This is a genomic window from Nocardioides marinquilinus, from assembly GCF_039543705.1.
In the GTDB taxonomy this organism is placed as follows: Bacteria; Actinomycetota; Actinomycetes; order Propionibacteriales; family Nocardioidaceae; genus Nocardioides; species Nocardioides marinquilinus.
The window spans coordinates 929468-948417 of record NZ_BAABKG010000001.1 but is presented as its reverse complement, the minus strand read 5'-3'; the positions used below and the strand labels follow the sequence as shown (position 1 = coordinate 948417).

18 protein-coding genes are annotated in these 18950 nt (G+C 73.5%); 4 read left to right on the top strand and 14 right to left on the bottom strand.

Annotated elements, in window-relative coordinates:
- Window positions 1–3 precede the first annotated feature (3 nt).
- Window positions 4–573: a dienelactone hydrolase family protein gene (locus ABEA04_RS04600; protein ID WP_345454989.1), complete on the bottom strand. Its 570-nt coding sequence runs from the start codon at window positions 571–573 to the stop codon at window positions 4–6.
- A 67-nt stretch (window positions 574–640) separates the two neighbouring features.
- Between ABEA04_RS04600 and ABEA04_RS04595 the strand changes: the two genes are divergently transcribed.
- Window positions 641–1222, top strand: a complete 582-nt coding sequence (locus ABEA04_RS04595; protein ID WP_345454987.1) for an ArsR/SmtB family transcription factor — start codon at window positions 641–643, stop codon at window positions 1220–1222.
- Window positions 1223–1409: 187 nt separating this feature from the next.
- Here the strand turns inward: ABEA04_RS04595 and ABEA04_RS04590 are convergent, their stop codons facing one another.
- From ABEA04_RS04590 to ABEA04_RS04530, 13 genes are all read right to left on the bottom strand, one after another.
- Window positions 1410–2204 carry a putative hydro-lyase gene (locus ABEA04_RS04590; protein ID WP_345454985.1) on the bottom strand — a complete coding sequence of 265 codons (795 nt, stop codon included), beginning with the start codon at window positions 2202–2204 and terminating at the stop codon, window positions 1410–1412.
- On the bottom strand, window positions 2201–3211 hold the full coding sequence (locus tag ABEA04_RS04585) for an LLM class flavin-dependent oxidoreductase (RefSeq protein WP_345454983.1): 1011 nt from the start codon (window positions 3209–3211) through the stop codon (window positions 2201–2203). The genes ABEA04_RS04590 and ABEA04_RS04585 overlap by 4 nt, the downstream gene beginning before the upstream one ends.
- Window positions 3208–4086, bottom strand: coding sequence for an FAD binding domain-containing protein (locus ABEA04_RS04580; RefSeq protein WP_345454981.1), 879 nt, complete (start codon window positions 4084–4086; stop codon window positions 3208–3210). The genes ABEA04_RS04585 and ABEA04_RS04580 overlap by 4 nt, the downstream gene beginning before the upstream one ends.
- Window positions 4083–6362, bottom strand: a complete 2280-nt coding sequence (locus tag ABEA04_RS04575; RefSeq protein WP_345454979.1) for a xanthine dehydrogenase family protein molybdopterin-binding subunit — start codon at window positions 6360–6362, stop codon at window positions 4083–4085. Before ABEA04_RS04575 ends, ABEA04_RS04580 begins: the two co-directional genes overlap by 4 nt.
- Complete coding sequence (locus ABEA04_RS04570; RefSeq protein ID WP_345454977.1) at window positions 6359–6829, bottom strand: (2Fe-2S)-binding protein; 471 nt, start codon at window positions 6827–6829, stop codon at window positions 6359–6361. The genes ABEA04_RS04575 and ABEA04_RS04570 overlap by 4 nt, the downstream gene beginning before the upstream one ends.
- A 38-nt stretch (window positions 6830–6867) precedes the next feature.
- Entirely contained in the window at window positions 6868–7866 is a 999-nt protein-coding gene (locus tag ABEA04_RS04565; protein ID WP_345454975.1) for a substrate-binding domain-containing protein, read from the bottom strand.
- A complete protein-coding gene (locus tag ABEA04_RS04560; protein WP_345454973.1) occupies window positions 7863–9338 on the bottom strand; it encodes a UbiD family decarboxylase in 1476 nt (491 codons plus the stop codon). The genes ABEA04_RS04565 and ABEA04_RS04560 overlap by 4 nt, the downstream gene beginning before the upstream one ends.
- Complete coding sequence (locus tag ABEA04_RS04555) at window positions 9335–10126, bottom strand: GntR family transcriptional regulator (RefSeq protein WP_345454971.1); 792 nt, start codon at window positions 10124–10126, stop codon at window positions 9335–9337. Before ABEA04_RS04555 ends, ABEA04_RS04560 begins: the two co-directional genes overlap by 4 nt.
- Entirely contained in the window at window positions 10123–10734 is a 612-nt protein-coding gene (locus ABEA04_RS04550) for a UbiX family flavin prenyltransferase (protein ID WP_345454969.1), read from the bottom strand. The genes ABEA04_RS04555 and ABEA04_RS04550 overlap by 4 nt, the downstream gene beginning before the upstream one ends.
- Entirely contained in the window at window positions 10734–11588 is an 855-nt protein-coding gene (locus ABEA04_RS04545) for a creatininase family protein (protein ID WP_345454967.1), read from the bottom strand. The genes ABEA04_RS04550 and ABEA04_RS04545 overlap by 1 nt, the downstream gene beginning before the upstream one ends.
- Window positions 11589–11655: 67 nt before the next feature.
- Window positions 11656–12498, bottom strand: coding sequence for an ABC transporter ATP-binding protein (locus tag ABEA04_RS04540; RefSeq protein ID WP_345454965.1), 843 nt, complete (start codon window positions 12496–12498; stop codon window positions 11656–11658).
- 26 nt (window positions 12499–12524) lie between these two features.
- A complete protein-coding gene (locus ABEA04_RS04535; protein ID WP_345454963.1) occupies window positions 12525–13523 on the bottom strand; it encodes an ABC transporter substrate-binding protein in 999 nt (332 codons plus the stop codon).
- 88 nt (window positions 13524–13611) lie between these two features.
- Window positions 13612–14484, bottom strand: coding sequence for an ABC transporter permease (locus ABEA04_RS04530; RefSeq protein WP_345454961.1), 873 nt, complete (start codon window positions 14482–14484; stop codon window positions 13612–13614).
- Window positions 14485–14923: 439 nt separating this feature from the next.
- On the opposite strand from ABEA04_RS04530, the gene ABEA04_RS04525 reads away from it, so the two are divergent.
- Genes ABEA04_RS04525 through ABEA04_RS04515 form a run of 3 tightly spaced genes read left to right on the top strand, consistent with a single transcriptional unit; the run spans window position 14924 to window position 18950 of the window.
- Entirely contained in the window at window positions 14924–16312 is a 1389-nt protein-coding gene (locus ABEA04_RS04525; RefSeq protein ID WP_345454959.1) for a serine hydrolase domain-containing protein, read from the top strand.
- A gap of 28 nt (window positions 16313–16340) precedes the next feature.
- Window positions 16341–17933: an ABC transporter substrate-binding protein gene (locus tag ABEA04_RS04520; RefSeq protein WP_345454957.1), complete on the top strand. Its 1593-nt coding sequence runs from the start codon at window positions 16341–16343 to the stop codon at window positions 17931–17933.
- Window positions 17934–17936: 3 nt separating this feature from the next.
- Window positions 17937–18950, top strand: a complete 1014-nt coding sequence (locus ABEA04_RS04515; protein ID WP_345454955.1) for an ABC transporter permease — start codon at window positions 17937–17939, stop codon at window positions 18948–18950.

The following is an 18950-nucleotide window of genomic DNA, read 5'->3' as shown; positions in this document are numbered from 1 at the left end:
GGGTCAGAGCTTCGCCAGGAAGGCGAGCACCCGCTCCTTGACCAGGCCGGCCGACTCGGCGTCGTAGGCCGGCAGCGAGGAGTCGCTGAACAGGTGGGCCTCGCCGGGGTAGACGAACAGCTCGGCGTCGGACGTGGAGTCGGCCAGCTCGCGCGCGGCGGGCAGGTCCTCGTCGAAGAACTCGTCCTTCTCGTTGCCGTGGATCTGCACCGGGACGCCGGCGGGCCAGGCGGTGCCGAACTCCGAGACCGGCAGGCACGACTCGAGCAGCAGCGCACCGCGCGCGCCGGGCCGGGTCTGCGCGAGGCGCTGGGCGATGGTGACGCCGAAGGAGAACCCGGCGTGCACGAGCTCGGCCGGCAGCTCGTCGGCCACGGCCAGGCCGCGCGCGCGGACGGCGTCGAAGCCGGTCTCCTTGGCGTAGCCGAAGCCCTCCTCGATGCTGTCGAAGGTGCGGCCCTCGAACAGGTCGGGCGTGTGCACGGTGTGGCCCGCGGCGCGCAGGTCGTCGGCGAACGCCGTGACCCCGTCGGTGAGCCCCTGGATGTGGTGGAACAGCAGCACCTCGGCCATGGCCGGTGCTCCTCTCGTCGAATGAACTAGTTATGTCGAACGTTCGATCACGTTAGTATGTTCGGCCGTGAGCAGCAACTCCCCCGACTACGAGCTCGCCGACCGGCTCGCGCTCACGCGGCCCGAGCAGGTGAGGGCGATCGGCCACCCGTTGCGCACCGCGATCCTGCAGCTGCTCACCGAGCGCGCGGCCAGCGTGACCGAGCTCGCCGCCGCGCTGGAGCGGCCGAAGTCGACGACCGCCCACCACGTCGACGTCCTCGCCCGCAACGGGCTGCTGCAGGTGGTGCGCACCCGGCAGCGCCGCGCCATCGAGGAGCGGTTCTACGGCCGCACCGCGCGGCTGTTCTTCGTCGCCCCCGACGCCCCGGCCGAGACCACCGCCGAGCGCGACTTCAACGACTTCGAGGTGGCCGCCCGCGAGTCCGCGGCCGCCTACGAGAACGGCAAGCTGTGGGGGTTCATCCGCCACGCCCGCATCACCGAGCAGCAGGCCGGTGAGTTCTGGGAGCGCATGGCCGAGCTGGTCGCCGAGTTCGACCGCGCTCCCCGCCACGGCGAGACCGTCTACGGCTTCGCCGTCGGCATCTACCCCACCACCCACCCCACCCTCCCCCTTGCAGACGCCGAGCCGCCCACGGGTGGTTGAGCAGCGAGGAACGAGCCACCTCGAGACCACCGGCTCACTGCGCCCACGTTCGCGATGACCCCAAGAGGTCTCGAGGCTCGGCCGTGGCCGGCCTCGCACCTCGACCACCGTGGAGCCCCCGACGATGGTCAAGGTGCGAGGAGCTCCGGCGACGAGCCTCGAGACCGCCGGTCTCCCGGGACCGACGTCAGGCCAGGCGGTGGTCGACGTCGCGGCTGTCGGTGACGAGCATGTGGCCGGGGGCGTGGGTGATGGCGAACGGGGGGCGGGAGCTGATCAGGGCCTCCTGGGGCGTGACGCCGCACGCCCAGAACACCGGCACGTCGCCGGGCGCGGCGTCGACCGCCTCGCCGTGGTCGGGGCGCGCGAGGTCGTCGATGCCGAGGCCGGCGGGGTCGCCGACGTGCACGGGCGCACCGTGCACCGCGGGCATGCGGGCGGTCACCGAGACGGCCGTGGCCACGAGGTCGGCGGGCACCGGGCGCATCGAGACCACCAGCGGCCCCGACAGCCGGCCGGCCGGTCGGCAGGCCCGGTTCGTGCGGTACATCGAGACGTTGCGGCCCTGCTCGACGTGCCGCAGCGGGACGCCGGCCTCGGTCAGCCCGGCCTCGAAGGTGAAGCTGCAGCCGACCAGGAACGAGACCAGGTCGTCGCGCCAGAGGTCGACGACGTCGGTGGGCTCGTCGACCAGCTCGCCGTCGCGCCACACGCGGTAGCGCGGCAGGTCGGTGCGCAGGTCGGCGCCGGGGGCGAGGAGCGGCTCGACCTGGCCGGGCTCGGTCACCTCCAGCACCGGGCAGGGCGCGGGGTTGCGCTGGGCGAACAGCAGGAAGTCCCACGCCCAGTCACGCGGCAGGACGACGAGGTTGGCCTGCGTGCGTCCGGCGCACCAGCCGGCCGTCGGCGTCACCAGGCCCGCGCGGAACTCGGCACGCGCCTCGCCGGGGGTCGCCCCGAGCGTGGTGGCGGTCGCCGTCACGACGACTCCGCCAGCCGCGGGCCGATCACCTCGCCGAAGGCCTCGACCTCGGCCTCGGGAAGGTCGTAGGTGGTGTCCCAGCTGTGCGCCGGGAACAGGAAGGCACGCTGCAGGCCGAGCTCCTTGCGGGCGCGCAGCAGCCGGTCGGCGCACTCCTCGGCGGTGCCGAACAGCCCGTAGGCGTCGAGGATCCGGTCGGCGAGCGCGTCGTCGACGTCGCCCGGCTCGACGTCGTCGGGGACGTCGATGCCCGACGCCCGCAGCCAGCGCAGGTTCGAGACGCTCGGGTAGCGCAGCCACGGCTGCCCCTCGCGGAACCAGCCCTGCGGCCAGGCGCGCACCGTGCCCGGGTCGCCGAGCCCGAAGGGCACGATGAGGATCTCCTCGAGCTCGGCGGGGTCGCGACCCGCCCGCTCGGCGCCGATGCGCACGTGGGCACGGGCCGCCTCGACGCCGTCCGGGTGCAGGCCGACGAGCATCATGACGCCGTCGGCGACCTCGCCGGCCAGCTCGAGCAGCCGCGGACCGGAGGCCAGCACGACCACCTTGCCGGCACCGGACGCCGGGCGGTTGAACAGCTCGAGCCGGTGCCCCTCGAAGTCGGCGTGTCCGTCGCGCATCAGCCCGCGCAGGGTGAGGACGACCTCGCGCAGGTGGTCGCGGCGGGCCTGCGGCTTGCCGGCCTTCTCGACCGAGAGGAAGCCCGGCGCCACGGTGAGCATCGGCCGGCCGGGGCCGAGCTCGTCGAGCGAGTTGAGCAGCGCGGCCATCACCAGCGGGTGCCGCGTCGTGACGTTGGACGTCGCCGGGTACAGCGAGAGCCGCTCGGTCGCCTGGGCCATCGCGGCCAGCGCGAGGTAGGCGTCGCGACCGGTGTGGTGGTGGTCGGGCACGCCGATGCCGCTCAGCCCGGCCTGCTCCGCGCGGCGCGCGAACGCGGCCAGCTCGGGCAGGGACCGCCCGACGGGGGTGCGGATGTCGACGCGCAGTTCCTGGTGGTGGGTCATGTGTCCTCCCGAGAGTCGTCCGTGCAGGCGTGGACCGCCCGCTCGGTCACCTCGGCCACCATCGCCGCGCGGTACGCGGCTCCGGCCCGGGTGTCGTCGATGGGGCTCGCGGCCTCGCGGGCCGCGGCGCCGGCGGCGGTCGCCGCCGCGCGCGGGGTGGCGCCGACCAGCAGCGCCTCGGCCTCCGGCACCCGGCGCGGCGTGGGGGCGGCGGCCCCGATGGCCACGCGGGCGTCGGCGACGGTGCCGGCGGCGTCGAGGGTCAGGCGCACCGAGGCGCTGACGACGGCGATGTCGACCGAGCGCCGCAGCTCGAGCCGGTGGTAGGCCGACGTCGTGCCGGACGTCGGCGCCGGCAGCGTGACGGCGACGATCAGCTCGTCGGCCGAGACGGCGGTGCGCCGCGGGCCGAGCCACAGGTCGGTGAGCGCCACCGTGCGGCGTCCGCCCGGGCCGGCCACCTCGACCTCCGCGTCGTGCACCAGCAGCGGGGTGGCCGTCTCGGCCGCCGGCGAGCCGTTGGCCAGGTTGCCGCCGAGCGAGGCCATGGCCTGGATCTGCGGACCGCCGAGCAGGCGGCATGCCTGCGCGAGCGCCGGGTAGCGCGCTGTCGCGGGCGAGCCCAGCAGGGTGCGCAGCGGCGTGGCGGCCCCGATGCGCAGGCCGCCGTCGGGGGTCGGGTCCACGCCGTGCAGCTCGAGCACGTCGGCGGTGTCGACCACGGCGGACGGCGCCGTCCCGACACCCAGCCGCAGCTGGATCATCAGGTCGGTGCCGCCGGCCACGGGCCGGGCGCCGGGGTGCTCGGCGAGCGCGGCCACGGCCTCCTCGAGGCTGGTGGGTCGCAGGTAGAGCGGCTCGGTCGCGACGCTCACACCGTCACCTCCTCGCGGTCGCGGGGCGCCGGCGCCTGCTGCAGCAGCCCCCACAGCCGCTCGGGTGCCATCGGCAGGTCGCGGCAGCGCACCCCGGTGGCGTCGTGGATCGCGTTGGCGATCGCAGCGGTGACCGGGTTGATGGCCGCCTCGGCCAGGCTCTTCGCGCCGTGCGGGCCGTTGGGCTCCTCGCCCTCGACGAACTCGACCACGACCCCGTCGGGCAGGTCGCCCGCGCCGGGGATGCGGTAGTCGAGGAAGTTCGGGTTGGTCACCGCGCCGGCGTCCAGCGTGACGTCCTCCATCAGCGCCCACCCGAGGCCCTGCGCGATCGCGCCGAGCACCTGCCCGCGGGCCGTGGAGGGGTTGATGATCGTGCCGCTGTCGTGCACGGCCCAGTAGCCGACGACCCGCACCTGACCGGTCGCGGTGTCGACCTCGACCTCGGCGACGTGCGCGGCGAACGGGTAGGCCGACGACGGGTTGCCGTACTTCTCCGCGTTCGGCATCTGCGTCGGCGGGCGGTGCACGCCCTCGCCGAGCAGCGGCAGGCCGCAGTGGCCGACGGCGTAGCGACGCAGCTCCTCGGCGAAGCCGTCGGGCCCGGCGTCGATCGGCTCTCCCTGGTCGGCCTCGAGGAACCGGTCGAGCTTGGCCCGCGCGTCGGCCGCGGCGGCCTCGACGGCGTTGCCGGCCAGCGTGGTGGCCCGTGAGGCGAGGGTGCCGACGGCGTCGGGCGAGAGCGCGGAGTCGACGCCGTGCAGGGCGACGTCCTCGGGCCGGCAGCCCAGGCCCTCGGCGACGATCTGCGCGAAGACGGTGGCCTGGCCCTGCCCGATGTCGGGCTCGCCGACGAACAGCGTGACGCGGCCGTCGCCCCCGGCCCGGATGATCGCGGCCGAGCCGTCGTAGTCGGCCAGGATCGGCCGGTAGCCCGACACGTGGTGGGCGACGGCCAGGCCGACGCCGCGCCGCAGGCCGGTGGTGCCGCGCTCCCCCGCGCCCTCGCCGGCGCCCCGGCGCTCGCGGACGCCGGACAGCTCGGCCACGCGGTCGAGGCACGCCGGCAGCTGCGAGCTGCTGATGTGCCAGCCGTGCAGCGTGGTCTCGCCCTCGCGCACGATGTTGCGGCGTCGGATCTCGACCGGGTCGAGGTCGAGCCGCTCGGCCGCCTCGTCGATGAGCTGCTCGACGCCGAACAGCGACTCGGCGTTGCCGAACCCGCGCATCGCCGTCGTCGGCGGCTCGTTGGTGTAGGCCAGGTGCCCCGAGCCCGCCATGGCGTGGAAGTGGTAGAGCGAGTCGACGCGGTGGATGGCGGTGGCCAGCACCGACGGCGACCAGAACAGCCGGGCGCCGGCCGTGCCGATCACGCGGGTCTCGCGGGCGACGAAGCGGCCGTCGTCCCGCAGGCCGATGCGGTGGCGGAACCAGAACGGCGGGCGGGGCCGGGCGATGCTGGCGTCCTCCTCGCGGTCGTAGACCAGCCGCACCGGACGCCGCGACGCGCGTGCCAGCACGGCGGCCACCAGCGGCTCGAGCATCTCGTACTTGGCGCCGAAGCTGCCGCCCACGGGCGGCACCACGATGCGGATCTGCTGCGGCCGCACGCCCAGCGCGCGGGCGTAGGTGAGCCGGGCTTTGTAGGGGATGTGGGTCGGCACGGTGAGCGTGAAGGAGCCGTTGTCGTGGTGCTCGGCCATCACCCCGACGGGCTCGAGGTAGGCGTGGTAGATCCGGTTGGTCGTGAAGGTGTCCTCGAGCACGAGGTCGGCCTGCGCCCACCCGGCGTCGAGGTCGCCGCGTGCGATCTCGAAGGCGTTGGCGACGTTGCCGGGACGGTGTTCCCAGATCTGGGCGGCGTCGGGCTCGGTGGCGTGGTGGGCGTCGAGGACGGCGGGCAGCTCGTCGAGGTCGAGGGTCACCAGCGCCGCGGCCTCGCGGGCCGCCGCGACCGACTCGGCGGCCACGGCGGCCACCTCGTCGCCGCGGTAGCGCACCTTGCCGCTCGCCAGCACCTCCCAGTCCTCGCCGTAGGGGCCGAAGCGCCGGTCGGGCAGGTCGGCGGCGCTGAGCACGGCGTGGACGCCGGGCACCTGCCGCGCGCGGGAGGTGTCGACGTGCCGGATCACGCCGTGCGAGATCGGGCTGCGCACGATGACGGCGTGGAGCATCCGCGGCACGGTCAGGTCGGCGATGTAGCGGGTGGCGCCGGCCAGCTTGGCGTCGATGTCGGTCTGGGGCACGGGCTGCCCGACCCAGCGGCGCGCGCTCACGCGGCCTCCCCCGCGGCCTCGAGGACGGCGTCCACGATCGACTCGTAGCCGGTGCAGCGGCACAGGTTGCCGGCCAGGCCGGCGCGGACGTCGTCGCGCGTGGGCCCGTCGGGTCCGGCGTCGCGCAGCAGGGCGGCGAGGGCGACCACGATGCCGGGCGTGCAGAACCCGCACTGGCTGGCGTTGTGGCGCCGCAGCGCGGCCAGCAGGGCGGCGTGCTCGGGCTGCCCGACCAGGCCCTCGATGGTCGTCACGTCGTGCCCGGCCGCCTGCCCGGCGGGCACCAGGCACGAGGTCTTGGGCACGTCGTCGACCAGCACGGTGCACGAGCCGCAGTCGCCGGCCCGGCAGCCGAGCTTGGTGCCGGTGAGGCCGAGCCGGTCGCGCAGCACGTCGGCGAGCGGGGTCAGCGGGGCGACGTCGTCGACGTGCTCGGGCCTGCCGTTGACACGGATGGGGGCGGTCATGGGTCCTTCCACGATCGGTCGGGTCGGTGGGGCGAGGGTCAGATGCGGGAGGCGTCGAGGGTGCTCGGCGCGAACAGCGCCTCGACGGTGGGCGGCGTGCCCGCGGTGCCGAACAGGCCCTGCTCGGCGAGGTAGCCGAGGAAGGTCTCGAGCGCGGGCCGGTTGGCCTCGACGCCGTAGGGCCACGGGTCGTCGCCGAAGACCGCCTGCTGCCGCTCGAGGGCGTCGAGCAGGAACGGCATCGTGTAGCGCAGCGCCGGCAGGTCGGCGACACCGTCGGTGGCCAGCCGCTTGGCCTGGGTCAGCGCCTTCTCGAGGCTGCGCGGCAGCCACGGCAGGCGCTCGGCCACGTCGCGCCGCACGACCACCAGGTGCATGATCGGGAACAGCCCGGTCTCGGCGTAGTAGGCCAGCTCGCGCTCGGCGTAGTCGGGCAGCAGGCGCCGGAGGCCGCTGCCGGGCCGCCGGAACGCGCTCGGCACCCGCGGCGCCATGATCATGTCGATCGTGCCGTCGAGCAGCGCGGCCGTGAGCGTGGTGTCGCTCGGCAGCGGCTCGACCGTGACGTGGTCGGGCAGCGACAGCCTCTGCCGCTCGGTGCGGCCGGGCTGCTCGAGCCCGCCGGTGCGCCAGGTGACGCCGTCGAGGTCGACGCCGAGCTGGTGGCGCAGCAGCCCGCGGGTCCACACGCTCGCCGTCATCTGGTACTCCGGGACGCCGATCGCGCGGCCGGCGAGGTCGGCGGGCTCGGTGACCGAGCCGTCGTCGCGCACGTACATCGAGGAGTGCCGGAAGCTGCGCGAGAGGAACGCCGGGACGCCGACGAACCGGTCGTCGCCGTTCGCGACCGCGATCGCGTAGGAGGCCAGCGACATCTCGGCGGCGTCGAACTCGGCGTGCCGCAGCATCCGCCAGAAGCACTCCTCCGGCTCGAGGTGCACGACGGTCAGGTCGACGCCCTCGGGCTGCACGCGGCCGTCGGTGAGGGCCTGCACGCGGTCGTAGCGGCCGCAGGCCAGGGTGAGGGGGACGGTCACCGGGCGGCCTCCCACGGCAGCTCGTCGCCGGCGGCCACGGGCACGTGGGCGCCGAGATCGACCGCGGCCACCTCGTCGACCGGCACCCGGGCGCGGGTCGGGAAGACCACCGGCGGCGCCGGCTTGGTGGCGTCGATGATCACCGCCGACGACATGCGCGCGGTGCGCCCGCCCTCGGCGTCGTACTCCCACGTGGTGGGCAGCAGGCCGCCGGGGCCGTTCCACGTCGGCACGACCTGCAGGTCGGTGGTGGCGTCGAAGCGGGTGCCCACCGCCCACGAGACCTCCTCGTGGTCGTAGACGTCGATGTCGTCGTCGACCACCACGATCATCCGCAGGTTCTCGGGCTCGGTGTTGAGCGCGGCGAAGGCGGCGCGGGTGGGGTCGCTGTCGGACTGCTTGTCGATCGAGAGGTAGCAGTGCATGCGGGTGTGCACCGGCACGTTGACGGCCTTGAGGTCGGGCACGACCTTGGCGACGTTGGCGTGGATGCTCGAGATGCGCGGCAGCGCACCCATCAGCCGGTGCTCGCGACCGGAGGCCTGGATGTCCTGCCAGATCGCGCCCTCGCGCATGGTGACGGCGTCCACGCGCAGGAACGGCTTCGGGCCGCCGCCGACGTAGTGGCCGGGCCACTCCGCGAACGGGCCCTCCTCCTCGGTCTCGCCGGGGAGGATGAAGCCCTCGATGACGATCTCGGCACGCGCGGGCACCAGCAGGTCGGAGGTCTCGGCCCGGACGACCTCGACGGGCTCGCGCATGAACGCGCCGGCGGCGTCGTACTCGCCGCCGATGCCGGGCACCCGCGAGACCGCGCCCATGAGGAAGCCGGGGTGGTGGCCCACCGCGATCGCGATCGGGCAGGGCTCGCCCTTCTCGGCGTAGCGGCGGGCGATGACGCCGCCGTGGTGCGAGCCGAAGAACCACACGCCCATGCGGCGGGCGTCGTAGACGTGGTGGCGGTAGATGCCGGCGTTGATCGCGCCGCTCCACGGGTCGCGCATGATGCTGACGCCGGCGGTCAGGTACGGGCCGCCGTCGAGCTCGTTGTGCACCGGGATCGGCAGCTTGGCCAGGTCGACCTCGTCGTCGCGCCAGATCGTGTGCTTGACCGGGGCGTCGGCGCGGTCGACCTCGACCGGCGGGTGCGGCTGGAGTCCCTCGAGCCGGTCGGAGGCGCGCAGCAGGTCGTCGGGCTCGACGCCGAGCGCGAGCGCCATCCGCTCGTGGGTGGCGACGGTGTTGGTGACGCAGGCGAGCTCGGAGCCCTTCACGTCGTCGAACCACAGCGCCGGGTAGCGGCCGGCCTTCTCGAGCCGGGCGCCGTGCGCGGTGACGCCGAAGCGCGGGTCGACCGGCGACGTCACGCGCACCAGCCCGCCGTCGTCGTGGGCGACGACGTCGGCCAGAAAGCTGCGCAGGTCCTTGCCACCGGTGCCACCGGTGCCACCGGTCTCGGGTCGTGCGGTCATTCGATGTCCTCCTCGGCCTCGGCGTACGTGCGGACGACGGAGAAGCGCAGCTGCTCCCCGACGTAGGCGCGGGTGAACGCCACGGGCTCGTCGTCGTCGTCGATGTGGGTGTGCTCCAGCAGGAGCAGGGGCGTGCCGGCCTCGACGCCGAGCCGGGCGGCGACGGCGGCGTCGGCCACGACCGGCACCAGGTCGGCGACCGAGTAGCGCACCCGGCGTCCGGTGTGGCGGCGCACGAACTCGAAGACCGACTCCTCGCCGGTGAGCCCGTCGACCGGCGTCGTGAGCCGGTCGGCGGGCACGTGGTCGACGCACAGGACGGCGGGCCGCCCCGAGGCGTGGAAGACCCGTTCGACCAGGCACAGGTCGCCGTCCTGCGCCGCGGCCATGCTCGCGGGCAGGCGGGCCTCGCACGGGCCGACGCTCAGCGACTCGATGCGCGACTCGACCCGGTGGCCGAGCGCCGACAGCAGCCGGGCGAAGGGCCAGTCCTGCACGATGTTGGCGGTGATGGCGAGCGCGTGCCGGTTCACGAAGGTGCCGCGGCCGTGCACGCGCTGCACCAGCCCGTCGCGCTGCAGCGACTGCAGCGCCGAGCGCACCGTGGCGCGGCTGACCTCGAGCTGCTCGGCCAGCTCGTCCTCCGACGGCAGCCGCGTGACGCCGGCCTGGGCCTGCTCGGTGACCAGGCGGCGCAGCGCCAGCTTGGCCGAGCCGTAGACGCCGCGCGAGGCCCGGCCGGTGGTGACCGACCGGCCCAGCCGCGGCAGGGTCCGCTGGGCGCTCACGAGGGCACCCCCTCGAAGGTCGTCTCGCGCGACGGCGTCGTGCCGGCCCACCGCGGCATCTCGACGTCGAGGCCGAGCTGGTCGAGCACGCGGCCGACCGTGTGGTCGACGATGTCGTCGACCGTGCGGGGCCGGGTGTACATCGCGGGCGCGGGCGGCAGGATCGTCGCGCCGATCTCGGCCGCGGTGGTCATCAGCCGCAGGTGGCCCAGGTGCAACGGCGTCTCGCGCACCACCAGGACCAGCGGACGGCGCTCCTTGAGCGTCACGTCGGCGGCGCGGACGAGCAGGTTGTCGGCATAGCTGTGCGCGATGCCCGACAGCGTCTTGATCGAGCAGGGCACGACGACCATGCCGCGGGTGCGGAACGAGCCGCTGGCGATCGAGGCCCCCACGTTGCGCACGGGGTGCACCTCGCTCGCGAGGTCGCGCAGCTGGTCGGCGGTCCAGTCGGTCTCCTGGCTCAGCGTCAGCAGCCCGGGCTGGGTGACGACCAGGTGCGTCTCGACGGCCAGCTCGCGCAGCCGCTCGAGCAGGCGGACGCCGTAGATGCTGCCGCTGCCGCCGGTGATCCCGACGACGACGGGTCCCGAGGGGTCGTGGGGCATCAGCGCGGCTCCGGGACGACGGTGCCCAGCGGTCCGGTGTAGCCGCGCAGCCACTCCACGAGCTCGACGAGGCGGCCCACGATGTGCTCGTGGTAGTCCTTGCCCTTCTGGTCGCTCAGGCCGAGCGAGGAGCTGAAGCTGCCGGTGGGCGTGAAGGCCCGCTGCTCGGCGCCCGACCACATGATCTCGACGCCGTCGGGCGCCGGCCCGAAGAGGTCGTCGCCGACGAAGCCGCCGAAGACCTCCTGGAAGTCGACACCGGCGTCGGTGAGCCGCTCGGTGCGGATCAGGCCGGGGAAGCGGTGGTGGATGTGGCTGAGCTCGAGCTCCCCGGCGTGGTGCTCGCGGGTGTCCTTGATGCGCGGCGCGGCCGAGCGGGCCAGGTGCAGCGGGTCGGCGACGGCGAAGATCGCCTGCGGCGCCTCGTCCTCGTGCAGGCCGCGCACCGAGCTCACGAGCCCGGGCAGGTTCGAGCCCTTGTGGCCGTTGACCAGGATGATCTTGCGGAAGCCGTGCTTGACCAGGCTGCGGCAGATGTCGCGCATCAGCGCGATCTGGGTCTCGGTGCGGATGCTGATCGTGCCCGGGAAGCCCCCGTGGTGGGAGGAGTCGCCGAACCACACCGGCGGGGTGCACAGCACGCCGGCGCGCTGGGCGGTGTCCTCGGCGAGGGTGATGGCGACGTAGGAGTCGACGCCGAGCGGGCCGGCGGGGCCGTGCTGCTCGGTCGCGCCGACGGGGATGATCGCGATGTCGTCGTGGGCGAGGTAGCCCTCGACCTCCTCCCAGGTCAGGTCCTGCATCCACACCGAGGGCAGCTCGGTCTTCTCGGTGGGCTCGACGGTCGCGGTCATGCGGGGACGCTCCTCAGGTCGCGCCGGACGCCGGTGGCGGCCGGGTGGTGGGTCGGGTGGGCGGGGGTCATCGCGTCGGGCTCCCGCCGTGGGCGGCGCCGTCGAGCGGGGCGGCGCGGGTGAGGTCGTGCCAGATGCGCTGGTGGATGTCGCGGAACTCCTCGGTGAAGCGCACCTCCTCGAAGTTGCGCGGCCGCGGCAGCGTGATGCGGTGCTCGGAGTGGATGCGCCCCGGGCCGTGCGTCATGACGACCACGCGGTCGGCCAGGGCGATGGCCTCCTCGACGTCGTGCGTCACGAACAGCACGCTCTTGCCGACCTGCTCCCAGATGCTCAGGAACTCGGCGCCGATGCGGATGCGGGTCTGTGCGTCGAGCGGCCCGAACGGCTCGTCCATCAGGTAGAGGTCGGGGTCGTAGGCGAGGGTGCGGGCCAGCGCCACGCGCTTGCGCATGCCGCCGGAGAGCTGGCGCGGGTAGTAGTGGCCGAAGCCGTCGAGGCCGACCAGGGTGACCAGCTCGGCGACGCGGGCCTCGCGCTGCTCGCGCGGCGTCCCGGCCACCGAGAGGGGGAAGGCGATGTTCTCCTCGACGCTGCGCCACGGCAGCAGCGCGTCGTTCTGGAAGACCATGCCGACCTCGGGCGGGACGCCGTCGGGAAGCGTGCGCCCGTCGAGGCGCAGCTCGCCGGCGGTGCGCGGCGCCAGGCCGGCGATCACCTTGAGCAGCGTCGACTTGCCGCACCCGCTCGGCCCGACGACGGCGACGAACTCGCCGCGCCCGAGGTCGAGGTCGAGGTCGGCGACCGCCTGGAGGCGGCGTCCGCGGGACCGGTAGGAGCAGCCGAGGCCGCGGATCTGCAGCTTGGGCGTCGTGTCGGTCGTCGCGTGCGGGTCGTTCGTCTGCGTCATCCCCGTGCCTCCGGTCGCAGTGGCGCTCACGCGTCGCTCTCGAGCAGGTCGAAGTCGAAGACCTCGTCGTACGGCAGCACGTCGCCCTCCTCGACGACGCCGGCGTCGACCAGCACGGCGGTGGTCTCGTCGTAGACCTCCTGCGTGACGACGAGCCCGTCCGGGATGGTCTCGGTGCTCGAGGAGACGGCGTCGGTGAGCACCGCGTCGTCGACTCCGAAGTCCTCCTCCTGCAGCGCCTCGACCGCGAAGGTCGGGTCCTCGGTGGTGCGCTCGGCCGCCTCTCCGAGGCCGGCGAGGAAGGCCTTCATCTCCGACTCGTTGTTCTCGACCCACTCGGTGTTGGCGACCGCGACGATGGCCGCGTAGTCGGTGCTGGGCTCCCACACGAGGCGGTAGTCGCCCGAGGCCACCAGCTGGCTCTTCTGCGGGTCGCTGACCATGCCGGCGGCCACCCGCTCCTGCGAGATGCCGCCCGCCATCGACGAGCCGCTGCCGAGGTCGACGACCTTGAGGTCGTCGTAGTCGACGCCCGCCTCGCCGGCCGCCTGGTGCAGCTCGGTGTCGGAGAGGCTGCCGGTCGAGGTGACGCCGACGTTCTCGCCGTCGAGGTCGGCGACCGACTGCACGTCGGAACCGGCGGCCGTGACCAGGGCGTAGGGCGCCCGGTTGTTGATGCCGGCGTAGGCCTTGACCGGCAGGTCCTGCGCGCGGGTCTTGAGCACGTGCTCGATCGAGCCCATGAAGATGTCGAGGCTGCCGCCGACCAGGGCCTTCACGGCGTCCGCGCCGCTGTCGAAGCAGTACTTCTCGACCTCGACGTCGTCGGGGAAGGTCTCCTGGTTGATGGCGACCTGCGCGGCCATCGGCGTCATGCCGCCGCAGACCAGACCGACGCGGGCGATGTTGCCCCCGGCGCCCTCGGAGGCGTCGCTGCACGCGGTGGCCAGCGGCGCGACGACGGCGATGACGGCGACCGAGGCGAGCAGGCGGTTGGTCTGACGAGTGGTGTGACGGTGCGACATGGCACGGACCTCCTGGGGTCGTGGGCACGCTGCGGGGCAGCGCTGGGGGTCGAGCGGGACGGGTGGTGCGGATGAACGGCGTGCGACCTCAGCGGTGTCGCAGCACCCGCCGCTCGACGGCCGCGATCAGCTGCTCGAACAGCATCGCGACCACGGTGATGACGACGAGACCGGCGAAGACGCCGGTGGTGTCCAGGGCGTTGGAGGAGTCCTTGATGTAGAACCCGAGACCCTCCGATGAGCCGACCAGCTCGGCGATGACCGCGCCGATCAGGCCGAGACCGATCGCGAGTCGAAGCGCGGTGAGCAGCCAGGTACTGATGGCGGGCAGGATGATCCATCGCAGCACGTGGCCGCGGCCGGCGCGGTAGCTGCGGGCCATCGCGAGCAGGTCCTCGTCGATGTCCTTCACGCCCTGGTAGACGTTGTAGAAGACGACGAAGACCACCATCGTCACGACCATCACGACCTTGGACCCGAGGCCCAGGCCGAACCAGACGATGAACAGCGGCGCCAGCGCCACGCGCGGCAGGCTGTAGAGCGCGATGATGTAGGGGTAGAACCAGGGGCCGACGGTGCGCGAGAGCGCCACGGCCACGCCCACGACGACGCCCAGCGGCAGGCCCACGGCCAGCCCGAGCCCGGTCTCGGTCATGGTCGTCGACAGGTGCTGCCACAGCTCGCCGCTGCGGGTCAGCTCGACCAGCCGCTCCAAGATGGCGGCCGGCTCGCTGATGAAGAACGGGTTCGCGACAGGCCCCGAGAGCAGCTGCCAGGCCACCAGGAAGACGACGCCGACGCCGACCTGCCCGGTCACCCGCACCAGGCGCTCGCGCCGATCGGCGGCCCGGTCGGCGGCGTCGATGGCCCGGTCAGCGGGATCGGCGGGCCCGGCCGTGACGGGCGGCGCGCCGGCGAGGGTCGCCTCGCCGGTGGCTCTGACTTGATCGGTATGGCTCACGAGAGATCCTGTCATCAGACGTCTGACGTCTTCGGAAGACTTCGGCACGAGCCGGGATGCGTCAAGGGGTCCGGACCCTCGAGTCGCCCCCGGGAGGGCTGTGAAACGGAGAATTAACAAGCAGGCGCCGGGCGTTGCCCGGCCGTGACGTCTGATCACTCTCGGTCAGACGTCTGACCTGTGAAACTACCTTAAGTCATGTGACTCGATAGTCAATAGAGGGAGTGCCACAGCTCACTTCCACGAGAAGGGTCGGAGGTCTCGAGGCTCGGCCGTGGCCGGCCTCGCACCTCGACCACCGGTGGAGGCGGCGCCGACGATCGAGGTGCCGGTTGCCGGCCCCGGGCGTACTCGCCGTTGTCGAGCCGCACGAACGCGCATGTCCGGATCCGTCCGATCCGACCACCACCGTGGCCTGGATCACTCCTATGTTCGCCGGGTGGCCGACCTCGCGGACGTGAAGACCTGGGTGGACGAGCAGCTGCCCGCCCTGCTCGAGAAGTACGACGTGCCCGCGGCAGCCTGGGCGGTGCTGCACGGCGGGGACGTCGTCGACGGCGCGGCCGGCATCCTCCACCGCGGCACCGGCGTCGAGGCCACGGCCGAGTCGGTCTTCCAGATCGGCTCGATCACCAAGCTCTGGACGGCCTCGCTGGTCATGCAGCTGGTCGACGAGGGGCTCGTGGGCCTCGACGACCCGGTGCGCACGCACCTGCCCGAGCTTCGCATCGCCGACGAGGACGCCGCCGCGGCCATCACCGTGCGGATGCTGCTCAACCACACCGCCGGGTTCGAGGGCGACATCTTCACCGACACCGGCCCGGGCGACGACTGCGTCGAGAAGTACGTCGCCACCCTCGGCCACGTGCCGCAGCTGTTCGCCCCGGGCGAGCGCTTCTCCTACAACAACGCCGGCTACTGCGTGCTCGGCCGCATGGTCGAGGTGCTGCGCGGCCGGCAGTTCGACGTCTGCCTCCGCGAGCACCTCGCCACGCCGCTGGGCCTGACCCACACCGCCACCAGCCCCTACGAGGCCATCGCGTTCCGCGCCGCCATGGGCCACGTCGAGCCCGAGCCGGGCCAGGGCCACGTGCCGGCGCCGATGTGGGCGATGGCCCGCTCCAACGCCCCGGCCGGCGCCATGCTCGCCATGACCGCCCGCGACCTCGCCGCCTTCGCCCGCATGCACCTCGACGACGGCCGCGCCGCCGACGGCACGCAGGTGCTCGCCGCCGGCACGCCCGCGCGGATGCAGGACCGCGAGGTCGACCTCCCGCCGCTCGGGCTCATGGGTGACTCGTGGGGCCTCGGCTTCGAGCGCTTCCACACCGCGGACGGCGCGGTCGTCGGCCACGACGGCAACACCATCGGCCAGGCGGCGTTCCTGCGCATGGTCCCCGAGGCCGGGCTGGCCGTCGTCCTGCTCACCAACGGCGGGGACGCCGTCTCGCTCTACCGCGACGTCGTGGGCCACGTGCTGGCCGAGGTCGCCGACGTGCACCTGCCCCCGCTGCCCCACCCGCCGGCCGACCCGCAGCCGGTCGACGTCTCGCGCTACCTCGGCACCTACTCCGCCGAGGTCTTCGACCTCGTCGTCAGCCAGGACGACGACGGCCGCGTCTGGATCGAGACGCGACCCAAGGGCGCACTGATCGAGATGGGCGGACAGGTCGAGCGCAGCGAGCTCGTGCACTACCGCGACGACATGCTCATCCCGCTCGAGGCCGACCGCGGCATGTTCATGCCGCACGCCTTCCTCGGCGACGACGGCGAGGGCCGTGCCCTCTACCTCCACCTCGGTCGCGCCGTCCGGCGCGCCGGCGCCTGACCCGCGACCACGACCCAAGGAACCCCGCATGCCGAACCACTGGACCGCCCGTCCGCTCCGCCGTCTCGGCGGGGTGGCCCTCGCGATCGGCGCCACCACCGCCCTGCTCACCGGGTGCGGCGGGGGTGGTGGGGGCGGCGCGAACGGGGGCGCCGGCGGTGACGCCGAGTACGTCAGCGGCGGCACCTTCACGATGGCCTTCAACGCCGACCCCGGCAAGCTCGACCCGCAGTCCTCGGCCGGCACCGGGCTGTTCTCGATCAGCCAGCTGGCCTACGACCGGCTGCTGGCCATCGACCCCGAGGGCCAGGTGGTCTCGGGGCTGGCGAGCGAGTGGAGCCTCGACGGCACCACGGTCGAGATGACCCTGGCCGAGGGCATCACCTGCAGCGACGACTCCGAGCTGACCGCGAGCGACGTCAAGGCCAACCTCGACTACGTCGGCGACCCCGAGAACGCCAGCCCGTTCCTCGGCGTCTTCCTGCCCGCGGGCGCGACGGTCACCGCGGACGACGCCGCCCGCACCGTCACCCTCGAGCTGGCCGCGCCCGCGCCGTTCGTGCTGCAGGGCCTGGCCAACCTGCCGATCGTGTGCAAGTCGGGCCTCGACGACCGCGATGCGCTCGCCGACAGCTCGCTCGGCACCGGCCCCTACGAGCTGAGCGAGGCGCAGCCGGGCAACCAGTACACCTACACCAGGCGCGAGGGATACACCTGGGGCCCCGGCGGCGCGACCACCGACGAGGTCGGCCTGCCCGACACCATCGTCGTCCGCGTCATCGAGAACGAGTCGACCGCCGCGAACCTGCTGACCTCCGGCGAGATCAACGCCGCCATCGTGGCCGGCGCCGACGCGCAGCGGCTCGAGGCGCAGGACCTGTTCAGCACGCAGACGCAGGCCATCGTGGGCGAGCAGTGGTACCACCACGGCGACGACCACGTGACCAGCGACCCCGCCGTCCGGCTGGCGCTGACGCAGGCCCTCGACCTCGAGGAGCTGCAGAAGGTGCTGACCGCGAACCGCGGCGGCCCGCCCACCACCTTCGCCGCCATCGACCCGGTCGGCTGCCCCGGCGACTCGGTCACCCCGGCCCTGCCCGGCCAGGACGTCGACGCTGCCCGCGCCGCCCTCGAGGAGGCCGGCGTCTCGAAGATCACCTTCGTCTACAACACCGCCGTCGCGGGCTCGGGCAGCGCCGCCGCCGCCGAGCTGGCCGTGCAGCAGTGGGAGGAGGTCGGCCTCGAGGTCGAGGCCCGGCCCGAGGGCTCGGCCGCCATCCAGGAGACCGTCTTCGGCACCGGCGACTGGGACGTCGCGTGGCTGCCGCTGAACGTCAACTACCCCGACCAGCTCGTGCCGTTCCTCTCCGGCACCACGGCTCCCGACGGCACCAACTTCGCCGAGATCGAGAACGCCGACTACGAGGCCGGCGTCGCCGAGGCCTCGAAGCTGCCGGCCGAGGAGGGCTGCGCCACCTGGCTCGAGGCCGAGGCCAACCTGGTCGAGGACGCCGACGTGTTCCCGTTCGCCAACAGCCTGGTCAAGACCTTCGGCAACGGCGCCGAGTTCGAGTACCCGGGCCAGTTCGTGCCCACCAGCATCCGGATGCTGGCGAAGTAGCGCATGGCTCTCGGGGAGGCTCCGGCCGCCGTCACGGTGCCCGCGCGCACCCCCGGCACCGGGCTGTGGTCGCGGCCGTGGGTGCGCTTCGCGGCGCGCCGCACGGGCCGGCTGCTCGGCTCGCTGTGGGTGCTGGTGACGGCGTCGTTCCTGATGATCCACCTCATCCCGGGCGACCCGGTGCGCAACTCCCTCGGCCCCACCGCCTCGGCCGAGCTGGTCGCCGCACGCCGGGCCGAGCTGGGCCTCGACGACCCGTTCCTGCTGCAGTACTGGCACTTCGTGCAGGGCCTGTTCACCGGCGACCTCGGCACCTCGCTGTCGCTGCGGCTGCCGGTCTACGACGTCGTCACGCAGCGGCTGCCGACCACGCTGGCACTCGCGCTGCTGGGGTTCCTGGTGGCGGTGGCGATCGCCGTCCCGCTCGGGGTGTGCATGGGGGTGCTGACCCGTCGCGGCCACGGCCGCCGCACCGAGCTGGGCTTCACCACCACCAGCGTGGTGCTCGGGCTGGTCCCCGACTTCCTGCTCGGCGTCGCGTTCGTCTACGTCTTCGGCGTCGGGCTCGGCTGGCTGCCGGTCGCCGGCAACACCACGCCCAGCGCCTACGTGCTGCCGGTGCTCTCCCTCGCGATCGGGCCGGCCGCCGTCCTCGCCCGCATCGTGCGGGTCGAGATGGTGGCGGTGCTGCAGGCCGACTTCGTGCGGACGGCGCGCGCCAAGCGCCTGCCCGACCGCACCGTCTACCTGCGCCACGCGCTGCCCAACGCGCTCACCGCCTCGCTCACCCTCGGCGGCCTGCTGCTCGGCTCGATGGTGGCCGGCACCGTGCTGGTCGAGAACGTCTTCGCCTGGCCCGGGCTCGGCAGCACGATCGTGTCGTCGATCCTCGCCAAGGACTACCCGCTCGTGCAGGCCATCGTGCTCGTCTACGGCGCCGGCGTGCTGCTGGTCAACACCGCCGTCGACGTCGCCCTCGCCCTGCTCGACCCGCGCTCGATGATCCGGGAGGACTGA

Coding starts and splice junctions, on each gene's coding strand:
- ABEA04_RS04600 (WP_345454989.1), bottom strand. CDS start 573: ATGGCCGAGGTGCTGCTGTTCCACCACATCCAGGGGCTCACCGACGGG.
- ABEA04_RS04535 (WP_345454963.1), bottom strand. CDS start 13,523: ATGTCGCACCGTCACACCACTCGTCAGACCAACCGCCTGCTCGCCTCG.
- ABEA04_RS04570 (WP_345454977.1), bottom strand. CDS start 6,829: ATGACCGCCCCCATCCGTGTCAACGGCAGGCCCGAGCACGTCGACGAC.
- ABEA04_RS04585 (WP_345454983.1), bottom strand. CDS start 3,211: ATGACCCACCACCAGGAACTGCGCGTCGACATCCGCACCCCCGTCGGG.
- ABEA04_RS04545 (WP_345454967.1), bottom strand. CDS start 11,588: ATGACCGCGACCGTCGAGCCCACCGAGAAGACCGAGCTGCCCTCGGTG.
- ABEA04_RS04550 (WP_345454969.1), bottom strand. CDS start 10,734: ATGCCCCACGACCCCTCGGGACCCGTCGTCGTCGGGATCACCGGCGGC.
- ABEA04_RS04520 (WP_345454957.1), top strand. CDS start 16,341: ATGCCGAACCACTGGACCGCCCGTCCGCTCCGCCGTCTCGGCGGGGTG.
- ABEA04_RS04540 (WP_345454965.1), bottom strand. CDS start 12,498: ATGACGCAGACGAACGACCCGCACGCGACGACCGACACGACGCCCAAG.
- ABEA04_RS04515 (WP_345454955.1), top strand. CDS start 17,937: ATGGCTCTCGGGGAGGCTCCGGCCGCCGTCACGGTGCCCGCGCGCACC.
- ABEA04_RS04560 (WP_345454973.1), bottom strand. CDS start 9,338: ATGACCGCACGACCCGAGACCGGTGGCACCGGTGGCACCGGTGGCAAG.